The sequence below is a fragment of the Ensifer sp. SSB1 genome (genome assembly GCF_016652895.1).
In the GTDB taxonomy this organism is placed as follows: domain Bacteria; phylum Pseudomonadota; class Alphaproteobacteria; order Rhizobiales; family Rhizobiaceae; genus Ensifer.
Genome location: NZ_JAEPRP010000038.1, coordinates 1 through 14540 on the forward strand (window position 1 = coordinate 1; position 14540 = coordinate 14540).

General features: G+C 60.4%; 12 protein-coding genes and 8 pseudogenes. 6 read left to right on the forward strand and 14 right to left on the reverse strand.

Annotation, left to right across the window (positions count from 1 at the left end; genetic code table 11):
* The 4 genes and pseudogenes from I8N66_RS11945 to I8N66_RS11960 form a co-directional block, all read left to right on the forward strand.
* The coding region (locus I8N66_RS11945; protein WP_291153929.1) for an ATP-binding protein at positions 1 to 689 on the forward strand (689 nt) is incomplete at its 5' end.
* 44 nt (positions 690 to 733) lie between these two features.
* Positions 734 to 1999: an MgtC/SapB family protein gene (locus I8N66_RS11950; protein WP_060581924.1), complete on the forward strand. Its 1266-nt coding sequence runs from the start codon at positions 734 to 736 to the stop codon at positions 1997 to 1999.
* 321 nt (positions 2000 to 2320) lie between these two features.
* Positions 2321 to 2746, forward strand: a pseudogene (locus tag I8N66_RS11955) (PduL/EutD family phosphate acyltransferase); the annotation flags it as partial.
* A 37-nt stretch (positions 2747 to 2783) separates the two neighbouring features.
* A complete protein-coding gene (locus I8N66_RS11960; RefSeq protein WP_246812644.1) occupies positions 2784 to 2960 on the forward strand; it encodes a PduL/EutD family phosphate acyltransferase in 177 nt (58 codons plus the stop codon).
* A 109-nt stretch (positions 2961 to 3069) separates the two neighbouring features.
* Here the strand turns inward: I8N66_RS11960 and I8N66_RS11965 are convergent, their stop codons facing one another.
* From I8N66_RS11965 to I8N66_RS12005, 9 genes and pseudogenes are all read right to left on the reverse strand, one after another.
* The gene (locus I8N66_RS11965; RefSeq protein ID WP_023513018.1) at positions 3070 to 3309 is read right to left on the reverse strand and encodes a DUF465 domain-containing protein; all 240 of its coding nucleotides are present in this window, start codon (positions 3307 to 3309) and stop codon (positions 3070 to 3072) included.
* Between the two features lie 35 nt (positions 3310 to 3344).
* On the reverse strand, positions 3345 to 3746 hold the full coding sequence (locus I8N66_RS11970; protein WP_060581922.1) for a hypothetical protein: 402 nt from the start codon (positions 3744 to 3746) through the stop codon (positions 3345 to 3347).
* Positions 3747 to 3832: 86 nt separating this feature from the next.
* Positions 3833 to 4036 (reverse strand): annotated as a pseudogene (locus I8N66_RS11975) (MBL fold metallo-hydrolase); the annotation flags it as partial.
* A 67-nt stretch (positions 4037 to 4103) separates the two neighbouring features.
* Positions 4104 to 6021: pseudogene (locus I8N66_RS11980) on the reverse strand (cation-translocating P-type ATPase).
* A 62-nt stretch (positions 6022 to 6083) separates the two neighbouring features.
* Positions 6084 to 6780, reverse strand: a pseudogene (locus I8N66_RS11985) (VIT family protein).
* Positions 6781 to 7081: 301 nt separating this feature from the next.
* Positions 7082 to 7399 (reverse strand): PepSY domain-containing protein, encoded by a 318-nt coding sequence (locus I8N66_RS11990; RefSeq protein WP_060581920.1) that lies wholly within the window; start codon positions 7397 to 7399, stop codon positions 7082 to 7084.
* Between the two features lie 141 nt (positions 7400 to 7540).
* A pseudogene (locus I8N66_RS37535) lies at positions 7541 to 7888 on the reverse strand (ABC transporter ATP-binding protein); the annotation flags it as partial.
* Positions 7887 to 8168 (reverse strand): annotated as a pseudogene (locus I8N66_RS12000) (phosphoketolase); the annotation flags it as partial. The pseudogenes I8N66_RS37535 and I8N66_RS12000, both read right to left, overlap by 2 nt.
* A gap of 24 nt (positions 8169 to 8192) precedes the next feature.
* Positions 8193 to 8780, reverse strand: a pseudogene (locus tag I8N66_RS12005) (transposase); the annotation flags it as partial.
* 62 nt (positions 8781 to 8842) lie between these two features.
* Here I8N66_RS12005 and I8N66_RS12010 point away from each other — a divergent pair.
* Positions 8843 to 9538, forward strand: a pseudogene (locus I8N66_RS12010) (IS6 family transposase).
* Positions 9539 to 9653: 115 nt separating this feature from the next.
* Positions 9654 to 9884, forward strand: coding sequence for a hypothetical protein (locus tag I8N66_RS12015; protein ID WP_060581917.1), 231 nt, complete (start codon positions 9654 to 9656; stop codon positions 9882 to 9884).
* Between the two features lie 288 nt (positions 9885 to 10172).
* Here the strand turns inward: I8N66_RS12015 and I8N66_RS12020 are convergent, their stop codons facing one another.
* The 5 genes from I8N66_RS12020 to I8N66_RS12040 form a co-directional block, all read right to left on the reverse strand.
* Positions 10173 to 10817 carry a helix-turn-helix domain-containing protein gene (locus I8N66_RS12020; protein ID WP_060581916.1) on the reverse strand — a complete coding sequence of 215 codons (645 nt, stop codon included), beginning with the start codon at positions 10815 to 10817 and terminating at the stop codon, positions 10173 to 10175.
* 68 nt (positions 10818 to 10885) lie between these two features.
* Positions 10886 to 11224 carry a hypothetical protein gene (locus I8N66_RS12025; RefSeq protein WP_029742522.1) on the reverse strand — a complete coding sequence of 113 codons (339 nt, stop codon included), beginning with the start codon at positions 11222 to 11224 and terminating at the stop codon, positions 10886 to 10888.
* A gap of 88 nt (positions 11225 to 11312) precedes the next feature.
* Entirely contained in the window at positions 11313 to 11924 is a 612-nt protein-coding gene (gene fixJ, locus I8N66_RS12030) for a response regulator FixJ (RefSeq protein ID WP_029742523.1), read from the reverse strand.
* The gene (locus I8N66_RS12035) at positions 11920 to 13404 is read right to left on the reverse strand and encodes a PAS domain-containing sensor histidine kinase (RefSeq protein WP_060582018.1); all 1485 of its coding nucleotides are present in this window, start codon (positions 13402 to 13404) and stop codon (positions 11920 to 11922) included. Before I8N66_RS12035 ends, fixJ begins: the two co-directional genes overlap by 5 nt.
* A 250-nt stretch (positions 13405 to 13654) precedes the next feature.
* Positions 13655 to 14422, reverse strand: coding sequence for an SDR family oxidoreductase (locus I8N66_RS12040; protein WP_060581915.1), 768 nt, complete (start codon positions 14420 to 14422; stop codon positions 13655 to 13657).
* Between the last annotated feature and the right edge of the window lie 118 nt (positions 14423 to 14540).

Below are 14540 nucleotides of genomic sequence, written 5' to 3' on the forward strand. Positions count from 1 at the left end.
TCAACCACCTCCTGGACCGATTGACGCGTACCTTGCAGGCCGAGCGCAGTCTCGCGGCCAAATCGGCCCATGAACTGCGGACACCGGTAGCTGCGGCACTGGCGCAGGCGCAGCGCATGATCGCGCAAGCGCCGGACGACGCCACGCGTGAGCGCGCCGAGGATATGCAGATCGCCTTGCGGCGCCTTTCCCGCCTCACCGAGAAACTCATGCAACTGGCGAGAGCCGAGGGCGGACGCCTTCTCGCCGAGGCGCCGGTCGCGATCGGCGCCATCCTGCGGATGGTTGTGAGCGAATTCGACGGGCAGGCCGAGACGGCAGGGCGCATCGACTTGGCACTGCCAGACGCGCCGGTGTTCGCAAGCATCGACGCCGACGCCTTCGCCATCCTGGCCCGGAACCTGATCGAAAACGCCCTCAAGCATGGCGTGCGGGACGAGCCAGTCGCCGTCACCTTGTCGGCAGACGGCTGTCTGCGCGTCACGAACGCCGGCCCGGTCGTGCCTTCCGCAGTGCTTGCGCGGCTGAGCGAGCCCTTCGAGCGCGGTCAGGCTCTGGTGCGAGGGGCCGGCCTCGGGCTCGCCATCGCCCGGACCATCGCTGCCGGAACAAATGGGCGGATAGAACTCCAATCCCCCGCGAGCGGCAGAATTGACGGGTTTGAGGCAAGGTTCTTCATAGACAAATGATCATCGACATCGACGCCAGATGCTGAAAGGCAACTCGGGAGACTATGGACACTGACGCCCTGCTCAGCCGCCTTGCGATATCGCTTTCGATCGGTCTGCTGATCGGCCTGGAGCATGGATGGCGTACCCGCAACGAGGAAGACCATCAGCGAGCGGCAGGTCTACGAACGTTCGCGCTGACCGGTCTCACCGGCGGCATTACCGGCGCCCTGGCCCGGCAGTTCGACTCAGGCCTCGTGATCGGTCTTGTCTTCCTGGGATTCACCGCGGCATTCACCTCCTATCACTGGCTCGAAGCGCGGGCCGAACGAAATTACAGCGCGACATCCGTCGTCGCCGGCATAGCCACGTTCCTGCTGGGAACGCTTGCCGTCGTCGGCGACCTTGCAGCCGGCATCGCGGGGGCTGTTGCCACGGCTGTGCTGCTTGCCCTGCGCGAGCCGTTGCATCGTTGGGTCGCATCGCTGAGCTGGAATGAGATCCGGTCGGGCCTGACGCTTCTGGCAATGACCTTTCTCATGCTGCCGATCCTGCCGAACAGGCCGGTCGATCCCTGGGGCACCGTGAATCCATATGAGATCTGGTTGCTGACCATCCTGATTGCCGCAGTCTCCTTCGCCGGCTACGTCGCTGTCCGCGTGTTCGGGGACCGGCTTGGGGTCCTGATGACGGCGATTGCGGGCGGGCTCGCCTCTTCGACAGCGACGACCTTGACGCTGGCAAGGCTTGCCCGCCGACACCCCGAGTCCAGCACGCTGCTTTCCTGCGGCGTGCTTCTTTCCGGCTTGACCATGATCATCCGCGTCGCAGTCGTGGCGACGGCCTTGAACCAAAGCTTGCTTCCGCACCTCAAATGGCCGTTCCTCATCGGCGGTGGCGTGCTCGCCATCGGCGCCGGGCTCCTGCTGTTGCAGAGTCGCGGCTCCTCCGAACAGCCGGAACTTACGATCACCAACCCCCTGGAATTGGCGCCCGCCCTGAAAATGGGGACGCTCATCACCATGGTCATGGTGGTGTCGCATCTGCTTCAGCAGTCATTCGGGAATGCGGGCGTCCTGGTGACAGCCGCCGCTTCGGGGATCGCCGATGTGGATGCGATTTCGATCTCCATGGCCCGCCTGGCGTCGCATTCGATCGAGCCCGGTCTTGCGGCGGATGCGATCCTGATCGCCGTGGCCATGAATACACTTGTCAAAGCCGTGATGGCGGCATGGGTCGGAGGCTCAAGGATCGGCGGGCGCGTCGGCGCCCTTAGTGTGCTCGGCCTTGCGACCGGCACGGCAGCGTCTCTGTATATTGGCCGTCTGTGAACTGAGGCCCAGCAACCAACAACTTTGCCAGGGCCTGAACGCACTTCGGCGCATCACCCCGCAGACCACGGAACACTGTTCAACGATCAGGGAAACTGAATGAAAATTCTCGTCTTGAACGCCGGCAGCTCCAGTCTCAAATTCGGTGTATTCGATATCGCCTCGATGCGAAGGCGCATCTGCGACGGCCTTGCGTTCATGGGGGTGCAACTCGACTTCGACCGCAATGACGCGCCGGATCTATCCGACCATGCCGCTCCGCAAACTCAGTCCTACGGCTCGCGTGTTCGTGTCATCGTGACGGAAACGGCAGAGCAATTGATGATCGCTCGCGAGACGGCGCATGCGCTTGCCCGTAAAGCGCCGGCCACTGAAACGATCCCGGTGGCCGTTTCCGGTCGTCACGTCCATTTTCGGCCGCAGCCGTCGAAACTTTGTTCGGCAAGGACTACCTTGAGGCGGACAAAGCCGCTCCGCCAACCGGGGCATTGGGCAGCGCAAGAGCGGGTAACACTGGAAGGTCCGAAAGAAAGACTGGAGCGGGTTGCTATTCTCGGACCGTTGTGGGAGCGTCGGCAAGTGGAGGTCTCACGTACCGACAGCTTCGTGCTCGGCATCGACGTGCCGTTGCGCGAAAGCGGCCAGCTTGACGGTACACCTTCTGTGACATTGATCGGCCCGGCCGGCAAGCTCTTGAGTGACGGGCTGATCGTGGCGGCGCGCCACATCCATGCCACCCCGCAGGACGCGGCCAGGCTTGGCCTCGCGGACCGGGAATTGATCGATGTGCGCGTCGGTGCACGGCGCCCGCGGACTGACCTTTACGCAAGTTCTGGCACTCGTCGGCGAGAAGGCATTCACCGAAATGCACATCGAAACCGACGAGGCAAACGCTGCCGGTATCGCCGCCTTCGGTGAGGGGGAGATTGCGGCCGGGCATGCAGCCACACTCGGGCCTTGATGGTCGGTCTGGTCGGCTGTAGGCGATGGTTTCGGGGAAAGTGGTGTCACTGATCTCCCCGAAACCGGGTAATGCAAGCGGGGCAGCAAAACGCGGCCTCGCTGTCCCGTCACGCGTTGCGGAGCGATGCCACGATCTTGTCTTTTAGCATCAGCCGCTGGCGGCGCAGATCGGCCTCGGCTGCTTCAGAAATGGCGTCGAGACGTGTCTCGGACCGATGAATCTTGTCGTTCACCGCGTCATATTCCGTCAAAACATGCGCAAACTCGGGGCTTTTCGCCTTCAGGGCATGAATGGCGTCCATCTGGTCCGGGAATTCGTCGCCAAGAGTGTGAGGTGTATTCGACAAGGTTCTTTCTCCTTTTCTGCAATTTCGCCCCGGCGTCAGGGCTTTTCGACGCGCGCGACCTGATAGGTGACAAACGCGCCTTCCCGCCCGACCGAGATGTATTCGCCAAGTCGGAAGCATTCCTCGCCCAGGCGGAAACCGATCTCGTCGTCCCGATCACCCGGCTCGTAATCGAAATACCACTGCCCGCCGGGCTTGCGCCGCAACAGCCCGATGCGGGCCGTCTTACCGTCCCGGAAATATCGGACGCGACAGGCGTCGCGAGATTTCTTCCATTCGAGCGGATCAAGGAACCCTTCGTGGTTGAGCGGAACCAGAAGATCATAGCCTACTGCCCGATCTCCCTCCGGATGATCTTTGCCGCGAGTGAGAACCAACCGCACGTGGCGGAAACTTGAGGGTAGCTCTTCTGCCTTGACCACAATCCGATCCTTCATTTTCCCCCTGATACGCCATTGGCAAAGGACCTTTCTTGATCTGGCGCAAGTGAGACGAGGCATGTGTTATCCGATGCCGGCGACTATCCGGAATGGTCGAGATGAGCATGCGTCAGGATGACCGCGTCGATCGCCCCCGGATGAACCGGAAGCTTCTCCCAGTTCAGCTCGCGCAGGTTCTTGGGTCCCTCGAACAGTCCGTCGATAAGGATGCGGTGACCGTCGTGTGTAAGGAGATGTTTCGACCCGGTTACGGTTCCGGCCGCGCCGAGCCATGTCAAAGTCAGCATTTGTGTACCTTTGCGGTTTTTTAGGACAGGGAAGGTCTGGCTGCCGACCTATCAGCACTGGGGCCGATCATGGTGTGGTGGGCGAGGTCGCCCGCGATCCGGACGTGCTGCCTGCTCGATCCTGGAGCTCAGATTGACGAGAACGGTGGAAGTTCCCGTCGCCGGTGCGGATTCCGTCCGACAGGAGGCGTAGACCATTCAGCACGACCAGAACGGTACCGCCTTCGTGTCCGATCACCGCGAGCGGAAGCGGCAGGTCGAAGAACAGGCCGCCGGTCACGAGCAGCAGCATCGCGCCGATCGCGACGACGAGATTCTGTCGGATGATGACGCCGTCCGCCGTGCCAGCCGGTGCGCATCGGCCAGCTTCTTCATGTCTTCCGACAACAGGGCGACGTCGGCGGCCTGCAGTGCGACGTCCGACCCCGCCGCTCCCATCGCGATGCCGACATCGGCACGAGCCAATGCGGCGGCATCGTTGACGCCATCGCCAACGAAAGCGACCTTGCCACCACGCGCGAGGTCGCCGACCTGGAGCACCTTGTCCTGCGGCAGCATCTCGGCATGAATCTCGTCGGGCGCAAGGCCAAGTTCCGCACCGATGCGCAAGGCCACCGGCCTGCGGTCGCCGGTCATCATGACGATGCGGTTGATACCACCGGCGCGAAGCGCGGCCAGCGCCGGGGCTGAGCTGGCTCTTGCTTCGTCCGCAACACTGACCGCCCCCAGAACGGTCGCACCGCGCCCGAGATAGACCACGGTTTGAGCGCTGTCGGCGAGTTCCCGGAACGCGACATGATCCACCGAGGCACCCATCTCTCCGACGAGGTGGGCATTGCCGGCCCATATCGGGCCGAAGGTATCGTAGCCGACGATACCGGCGCTCGGATGGGAGGTCACGTCCACGACCGCTGCCGGCTCAACGCCATGAACCAGAGCCTCACGACGGATGGCGGCAGCGATATGATGCTCGGAATGCGCTTCCAGCCCGGCAAAGAGCGAAAGGAAACGGCGATCCTCACCATCCAGGGCGACAATGCGCGTGACCTCCGCACGTCCATTGGTCAGGGTCCCGGTCTTGTCAAAGGCGAAGGTATCGACAGCGGCGAGCGTTTCAAGCGCACCGCCCCCCTTGAACAGCACGCCGCCTCGCGCCGCGGCGGAGAGCGCCGACAGGATCGCTGCCGGGACCGATATCACGATCGCGCAGGGACTGGCGGCGACCAGCAGGGTCGCGGCCTTGTAGAGGGGCTGCTCCCAGTCGCGGCCAAGCCAATAGAAGACCGCAAGGGCCAGAGCGGAGCCCAGCAGGACACCGACGGTATAACGCTGGCCGAACCACGCGCTGAAGCGCTCGGATGGCGCCTTCGCTTCCTGCGCCTCGGTGACGAGCTGGATCATGCGCGCGATCGTGCTGTCGCCGACCGTCCTGGTGACGGTCACGTCAAGGACCCCGTCAAGATTGACGGTCGCCTCGAAGACCTGGTCGCCGGTTCCTTGGAGACCGGCATCGACTCACCGGTGATATTGGCCTCGTCGATCCCGCCGTGGCCATACAGGATCACACCGTCTGTCGGCACGCGTCCGCCCGGACGCAGCACCACCACATCGCCGACGGCAAGCTCCGCAGCGGGAACCTCCACGACGGTGCCATCCTCCCTTTTGCGGAAAGCCGTCTCCGGCCGGAGCGCCATGAGCGCCTCAACAGCCCGGCGTGCGCGTCCCAAAGCCTGATGTTCGAGCGTGGTCGACACGCTGAAGAGCGTCAGCAGCACCGCGCCTTCGAACGGCGCCCCGACGATCGCCGCCGCCACGGCCGCGACGACCATCAGCAGATCGATGTCGAGGATATGATCGCGCCACAACGCCGTCAGGGCGCTCCAGGTGGCGGGAAGCCCGCCGGCTAAATAGACCATCGCCAGACCGGGCGACCTTAGAATGGAAAGCCCTTCCGCCGCCGGCCAGGTCCCGATGACGGCCAGCATCATCCCGAGGACCGCAATTGCCGACATGACGGTCTGGAAATCGAACGACACGCGTTTCATCGTCACACCGCCCGGCCGATCAGGGAGCCGATCAATGCGGTCGAGGCCATCGCGACGGCGCCCCAGAACACCACCCGGATGGTCGGTTTCGAGATGCTGGCGCCGCCCGCCCGTGCCCCGATTGCGCCGAGGATGGCAAGACCGATGAGGCAAGCAAGGGATACGGTCCATGCAGCCGTTCCGGCCGGCGCAAGCAGGGCGACGATCAACGGCAAAGCGGCGCCCGCCGCAAACGTGACCGCCGAGGTCAGCGCGGCTTGAACCGGTCTTGCCATCACATGGCTCGCCAATCCGAGTTCGTCCCGCCCATGGGCTTCGAAGGCATCCTTCGCCATCATCTGTTCGGCGACCTGCCGGGCCAGATCCGGGGCCACGCCGCGCTGCTCGTAGATCGCGGCTAGCTCGGCCAGTTCGGCCTCCGGCTGCGTCCCCAGTTCGTGACGCTCCCGCGCCATGTCGGCCTCCTCGGTATCGGCCTGCGAGCTGACGGACACATATTCGCCCGCGGCCATCGACATCGCCCCGGCCACCAGACCGGCCACGCCGGCAACAAGGATCTCATGTGAGGCGTTGGTCGCCGTCGCGACACCGACGATCAGGCTCGACGTCGAGATCAACCCGTCATTGGCGGCCCAGTCCAGCCGCCCGAAGCCAGCCTATGCGTTGGATTAGATGATTTTCCTTGTGAAGGGCGCGCATCAATGGTGCTCCGGGCAGTGATGTCTGTGCAGCGGGATGATGCTGCATCGACGCAACCTCATTCCGTGATGGAAAACGCAGCGAGATATTCAGTTTAGAATTATTCTAATTAAAGGATCGTTTCAAGATACATCCGGCCTTTGGAACCTCACTCGCCAACTACGCGGTCTACGGCCATTGAGCGATCACCAGATCCCGGCAGGTCTGCGATCAAGACCAAGATCGCTCGCCCGCCGGGCGGCCCGGTGTCACCCACAGATAGACAGCTTCGAGGCCAAGCCCACTCGCAACGCAACCATCGCTAGTCCAATTCCGTCTCCGGCGACGTACCGATGGTGCTGCCATCGCCGAAGCGCTTGACGCTGCCATCGACGACCTCGAGCGTTGCGGGATCGATCTTCACCTTGAGGACGTTTCCGCTGGTGTCAGTGACACGAAGTTCGTAGCAGCCATCGTCGATCTTCATCTTGTCGATGGTCCATCCGAAGTCGCCCGCAAGCTTCCCGAGCGCTTCGAAGGATTGCCTCTTCTGAGGCGGAACGTCGCACACTTCTCCAGCAAACGCGGACGTTGCCGGAAGCGCCGCGAGCAGTGCAAGCACTGCCAATGTCTTTCTCATGATTTATTCTCCTGGGCTGTGTGTTGTTGATGGAGGAAATCATGCACAGAGGGACTGACGGGCTACTGACGATCGGCAGGAATTGTCGTCAGCTTCCGGTCAGCAAACACCGCCACAGTTGCAGCGGCAAGATAATCGTTCTCACGGGCCTGTGTCGAAGCCGCGCCCTTCGCCTGCTTCTTCGTGGGTGAACCGTCGCGGATGTGGTAGATGCGCCTGAGGGTGGGGATGATCTTTTCGTCGTGCGTGACGACGATGATCGCCGTTCCGAATTTGATAGCCATGTCGTTGTGGATCCGGATCACGGCCGGCAAGCATGGGAAGCAGGGCGACATTGTCGGTCACGTCCAAAAAGGGAATGAGGTAAGGCGCCTGGAAGACAAAGCCGATTTTGTCGCGCCTCAACGCGCGCAGATCGCGGATCTTCCATCAATCGTCATAGATCAGCTCGTCGCCGAGAGTCATGCGTCCACCGCTCGGGTCGACAACCGGGGACGGAGAACTGCCGGAACAGCGCCTTCAGCCCCGCCTCGTCCTCGCCGATCTCGGGATAGACCTGCGAATAGGTACCTTCCAGATAGGTATTGGCCACAATGCCCGGCCCGCCGTGGCCGGGGCCGCCGATATAGAGGACATCGGCATCGCGCATCCGGATGATGCGGTTGAGATGGGCATAGATGAAGTTGAGGCTCGGCGTCGTACCCCAGTGGCCGATAAGGCGCGGCTTCACATGCTCCGCCTTCAAAGGCTCGCGGAGCAACGGATGTCGTTTGGCATTTAACTGGGGTCTGCCTCACTTTGTGTGGAGATCGGCCGATTTGATTGGCATCATTCGCGCTCTTAGAAGTTCTGAACCCGCTCGGCCATACATTGCGCACTTGATCGTCTTCAGTCGGTTAATCTGACCCCCGCCTGACCATTGCTCCAGGAGATGGCGTTACAGACGGCGTCTATATCGCCGCGAGGAACCCGGGCAAAACGGGCCGGGAGAATGAGGCCAGAATGAATGGCATCATCGATCCATTCTTCGAGTTTCGCCGAAGTCCGGCCATGAAATATTCCGCGAAATCGCATGGAGAAGCTGCGCAAAACAGCAAACGTCTGTGATCCGTGTTTGAGGGCATCCACTTTCCGTGCTTGATTGGATGGTAAGCGCGCCGCGCGGCTTGATGCAAAGAGTAGCGGTGACAACCGGTGCAATCAAATGACCGCTTTGCGGATCACGCACAGGCGCATTGTCAAGTGTTCTGGCGGCGAGCCCAATCCGAGCCGGCGCCGCATCACCATTATCCACTTCCGGCCTCTCGACGCTGCGCCAGGTCGCCAGGAGGCGTTCAAGATTGGAAAAGCTGCCGGTGTATCCGCGGCTCTTGATGTCATGAAGCGGTGATGTCACGTTATTTGCGGCTTAACGGTTGATGGCTATCGGTCGGTGATGAATTCATCGATCGTCAGCTACAAGAACCACCGTTTCCCGCCGCAGATCATCGCCCGCGCGGTGTGGCTGTATTTCCGGTTCCCGTTGAGCCTGCGGCTGGTCGAGGAAATGCTGCTGGAGCGTGGCATTATCGTGTCCTATGAAACGATCCGGCGATGGGGCCGCAAGTTCGGGCCGGCCTATGCCAAACAACTGCGCAGAAAGAAGCCGTCACGAAAAGATGTCTGACATCTGGACGAAGTGGTCATCTCCATCGCGGGTCGAAAGCATTGGCTATGGCGAGCGGTCGACCAAGACGGGTACGTTCTCGACGAAATCGTTCAGGCTCGTCGTGATACGAAGGCGGCCAAGCGATTGCTGGTGAGGCTGCTGAAGAAGCAATGCCTCACGCCGGAGCGGATCATCACCGACAAACTGCGCTCGTATGGAGCGGCCAAGGGGAGGCGATGCCGAGCGTCGAACACCGATCGCACGAGGGCCTGAACAATCGGGCGGAAAATTCACACCTGCCGCTGCGAAAACGAGAGCGGGTGATGCAGGGTTTCCGATCCGCGGGCGCCTTGCAGCGATTCATATCAGTGTTTTCGGCGGTCAGAAATCTTTTCGTCCCGCAATCACAGAAGCGTTCTGCCCTGTGCACCCAAATTCACCGGATGCGGGCAATGGCCCAGTGGAAGGCCATAACCGGCATCGCCGCCTGACTCGATGGAAAGTGTTTCATCAGGCTTCAGTCAAACAACGTGACATTACCGGCAGATGCCATCGCAAGTCTTAACTGTTACGTACTTCCCTTCCGCACGTAATAAGCAATGATGTTTGCCGGACGTCGCGCCACGCCATCGCGAGCAGTTGCGGGGCGCGATGGACGAACGCATCTGTGAGCTTTTCGAGGCCTACGCATTGGCATCGACGACACTCGACAAGCTCGAGCGAGAGATGACGAGGCGTGAGCACTTGATAGATGAGTATCGTCAGATCTGCCTGGATTTGCAGGCGGACGTGATGACGATGCTCGCGCTGAGAAAGGGTAAGTCGTATCGTCGCTGATGAGCGGTCGTTTGTGTAAGCGACAACTTCGTCGAGAGAGAAACCGAGGAACCGGACGAGCCCGTAAAGGGCTAACAGACGAATCCCTCATCTTCCAGCCTCGTGAGGTGGCGGGTGTAGCCATCTAAGCCGTCCATCCTGTGCAGAGAATCGTCGGATTGGACGGCGACGGCAACCAGCGCCGCGGCTCTTATGCGGTAGCGAGGTCCAAGGATAATGCGGGCGTCACGACCTTGCTAGGCTTGCTACCCAATCGGGGCCCATCGTCGCGGCGATGCGTCATCTTGTCTATTCGCCCATGCGACGGAGCGCCGTGAGGTTCAAGACTTTTACGCAACGCGTGCTCTCGAGCCGGATGATTCCCATAGCGCGCAGCTTCGAAAAGCTCCGTGAAACCGTTTCGATTGTCATACCGAGATAGTCGCCGATATCTGTTCGGGTCATTGGCAGGTCGATCGTGCCGTTTGCGCCTTGACGTTCGAAAAGGTCAACGAGGAAGACGGCCACTTTTTCAAGCGCGTTCTGTTTTCCGACGACCAGAAGATGTTCCTGCGCCCGCACCATGCTCTCCAGCGCCAGCGCCATCAATTCGGGAGTACCATGGCCTGTTTCTTCGATGGCGACGGTGGTCAAACCCGTGGGCACGATGCTTTCAGCAAAGAAGCTACGCATGGCCCTCGCTTCGAAGCCGAAGGTTTCTCCGGCAACGTGAAACGCCACGACCTGCCGGCGTCCGTCGGCGAGGAGACGGAAAATCCGAACCGCGCCGTACTCGATCCGATAGAGCGCACCCGCCAGTTCGCCTTGGGCATAGATTTCGGTTTCTGCGTCGTAGAATGCGACCGGGCGCGGCCGAGCAAACGACCGACCAACAAGGCTGGCAGCGGCATTAAAGCCGAAGGAGGAGGCGATGGAAGCGGTAGAAGCGTGCATGGGACCGACCCTTTGTTGATGGTCAGATCATGACGAAGCATGGCCGCGTGCGAAATTCGTTCGTTCCACTACGCATTACTACGTAGTGCGGCCAAGGCCGCGATGACATCGGGGCCGGAAAGAGGTTTGTGAAGGACAAGAATGTTCTGAGGCCTCGCCCGGTCGATGTCTTCATCTGCAAGCAACAGGACTCTCTTGCCGGCCGCCAGCGCCAAGCATGCTTCGATGTCCGTCACCGGAAGAGATCCGTCAAGCACGAGGATCTCGGCCGCAGAGCTTCGCTCTTTTGCTGCAAGCCATGACTGGAACTGCTCGACCTGGTATCCATGCGCCTGCATTGCGAAGACCAATGAGCGGAGCAAGGCTTCGTCTTTCGCAATGGTGACGACAGGTGGCGGGCTGGACACTGCAGTTCCGTGGGTTCGAGCGATAATTCCTCAAACTTCGCACAGACTGAAAGTCCAGGCTTTGTCCCAGATCAAGATGATGGCGCGATTAGTCTGCGGTTTCCGCTGCGAGAGACATTCTGACAAGTTCCGGGAGACTGCGGGCCTGCATCTTCGCCATGACGTTCGCCCGGTGAACTTCAACGGTGCGCGGGCTGATGTCGAGCGTAAAGGCGATCGCCTTGTTCGGTTGTCCAGCAACGACCGCGGTTAGAACCTGACGCTCGCGGTCGCTGAGGGTGCTGATGCGCGCCCGAATGTCTTCAGCACTCTCGATTGGCGACGATGCATCGCTCAAACGCTCAGAGGCGCGTCGGATCGCTTCAACAATGGTGTGGTCGTCAAAGGGCTTTTCAATGAAGTCTACGGCTCCCGCTTTCATCGCTTCGACCGCCATCGGCACATCCCCATGGCCAGTTATCATGATCGACGGGATGGTTGTCTTGAGGGCGACCAGTCGGCGAATGAGGTCCAATCCGCTAAGGTCCGGCATGCGCATGTCGGTAATGAGCACGGCTTGCCGCAGATTTGGAGCAACGGAGAGGAACGCAGTGGCGGACTCGTGCACTCGAACACCCAGTCCGTTCATCGTCAACAAAAATGCGAGCGATTTCCTGACCGCCTCTTCGTCATCGACAATATGCACGGTGAAATCGTCAATCGGCATTTTCTTCCTCGTTGTATTGCGGCAAGGTAAAGCTGAAGCGCGCGCCGCCCAAACTCCCGCTGAAGACGGTTAGATCGCCACCATGCGCCTCGACGATGCGCTTGGAGATCGACAACCCAATGCCCATGCCACCAGCCTTGGTCGTTGTGAACGGCTTAAACAAGTTGGCGGCAATTTCCTCAGGTATGCCAGCGCCGGAGTCTTCGACCGCAATCATGACCTCTGTAGTGCCCAAGCGCCGAATGGTGACCAAAAGTTCCTTCTTGGGCGTATTTTTCATCGCCTCTACGGCGTTGCGCATAAGGTTTGTCAGCACCTGCTGTATCTGGATTCGGTCGACCAGGACCTGGTCTGCGCCTGATTCGAAATCGAAGACCGTTCGCACGCCTTTCTCACGCGACCCGACCAAAGCAAGCGCGCCGGCTTCTTCGACCAGTTGCCGCAGGTTGTGGGGAGACTTATCCGTCTCTCCCTTGGTGACGAATTCCCGCAAGTGTTTGATGATTTGTCCCGCACGCAGGCTCTGTTCGCCGGCTTCCTTCAGCGCATCCCGTATCTGGATGTCGCGCGGACTTTCGGCTTGCTGAAGCAGCCGCCCGCAACCGTGGACATAATTGGCTATAGCGGAGAGTGGCTGGTTCAATTCGTGGGCGAGCGTCGAGGCCATTTCGCCCATTTCGTTGAGACGGGCGAGGCGAGCCAACTCCGTCTGAACCTCTTGCAGACGAGCGGCCGATTCTTCGCGCTCAGTCAGGTCGCGTATAAAACCTGTGAAAAACCTTCGACCACCGGATCTCATCTCCCCGACGGCAAGTTTCATGGGAAAGGTCGACCCGTCCTTTCGTTGACCGACGACCACACGGTCGGTTCCGATAATACGTTTTTCACCGGTCGAGAGGTACCGCTCGAGATAGCCGTCGTGTTCCTTGCGATAGGGTTGCGGCATCAGCATCCGCAGATTTTGGCCGATCACCTCATCTTCGCGGTAGCCAAACTGTCTGATGGCCGCAGCGTTGAACGATACGATCGTGCCGTCCTGCTCGCTGACGATGGTGGCGTCGAGAACAGTGTCCAGGATCGACCGGAGATGCGCCTCTCTAGTACGCAAGGCTTCGTCAGCGGTTGTTAACTCATGTTGAGCGCGTCGGAGCATTTCTCCCAAGAAGGAAATTGCGACCCCCACGGTGGTGAACACGACCAATTCCGGTATCTGTACCCCGCCAGGAGTAAGTGACCGAAGATAGGCTGCCGAACCGATGGAAGCGATGACAGCAAGGATCCCGGGACCGATGCCCCCGATTGCGGCTGCAAGGAGGACGGGGGGCACGAAAAGAATGTAGATTGCCCGATCATCTAGAACACCCATTAGGAAATAGCGAAGGACAAAGGCAATCAAGACCGCGGTGGCGGCAAATCCGTACGCTTTGACGGGTGACGAATTTCTGTGGAGCACGCAATCCGAAATGGTGCGCATGAAGCCGGCCCGACCAGTGAGCATTATGTCTTCTTCCGCGATTCCCAGTTGCACTCGAACTGACGTTTATCATCCAGACAATGCTGCTGTCACATGGAAAGCCGAACCTCTGCCTTGCCGAAACGGCGATTGGAATGTTGTTTCAGTCCGGATGATGGACCTGATGACGGTCGGGTTGGGGAACCAGTCTTGCGCTTTCGTGACTCAAGTGCCGGTCGGCCAGGGTGTCAAGGTCGGCGGCGCCACGCCCTTAATAGGCGCGAGTAAAACCGCCATCGTGCAGGATGTTCAAGCCTGTCATGTGATCCGAAAACTGCGAAAGCAATCCCTCGACCACGATCGCAACCTCGGCTGGCTCGCCATATTTGCGGAGTGGAACATTGTCCGTCTCGATGGCGAGCTGCGCCTCAAAGGAAATGCCGTTCTTCTGCGCCTTCGTTTCGAGTTTGTCTCGGTACCACGGCGAAAGTGTACCGCCGAGGGACAGGGTGTTGACGTGAATACCTCGGCTTCCAAGCGCGAAGGCGAGCGTTTTGGCTTCGCCGATCCAAGCGGTTCTGATGACGTTGGCCGTTGCGTAGTGGCCCAGGACTTGCGCTGACGAGATGCCGGAGATGATGACGATCTTGGCTCGCCGGCCCCGGGCGGGGTCCGGGTTCATGCGTGCGATCGCGGCTTTCAGCAACCCCAGCGGGCCGATGAAGCTTACCTGAAACAAGTGTCGCCAGACGTCAGGGGCGGGCATTGGATCGTCATCAGCATGCGGTTGCGGTGGCATGAGTACCACCCCATCCAGATTGACATGCTCGCTTTCCATTCTCGCTGCGAAAGCATCGATGGCGCGATCCTCACCTATGTCGGTCGCCCATGCCCGGTGCGTTCCACCAAGATCCCCAGCTAAGGCATCGAGTTTGGCCTGATTGCGCGCCACCAGCATCAAAGAATGATGCGGGGCCATTCGTCGGCAGATTGCTTCACCGATGCCACCGGTTGCTCCGGTTATCAGATAGGTTCCCATTTATCGCTCCCCGGACCGCGCGGAAGTCCCACCATATTGCGACCGGCGCTATGAAGCCGTAGCCTCTGTCGTGATTAACTCGACCCTCGTCGCGCAGCTTTGCGGCCACAGAAATTAT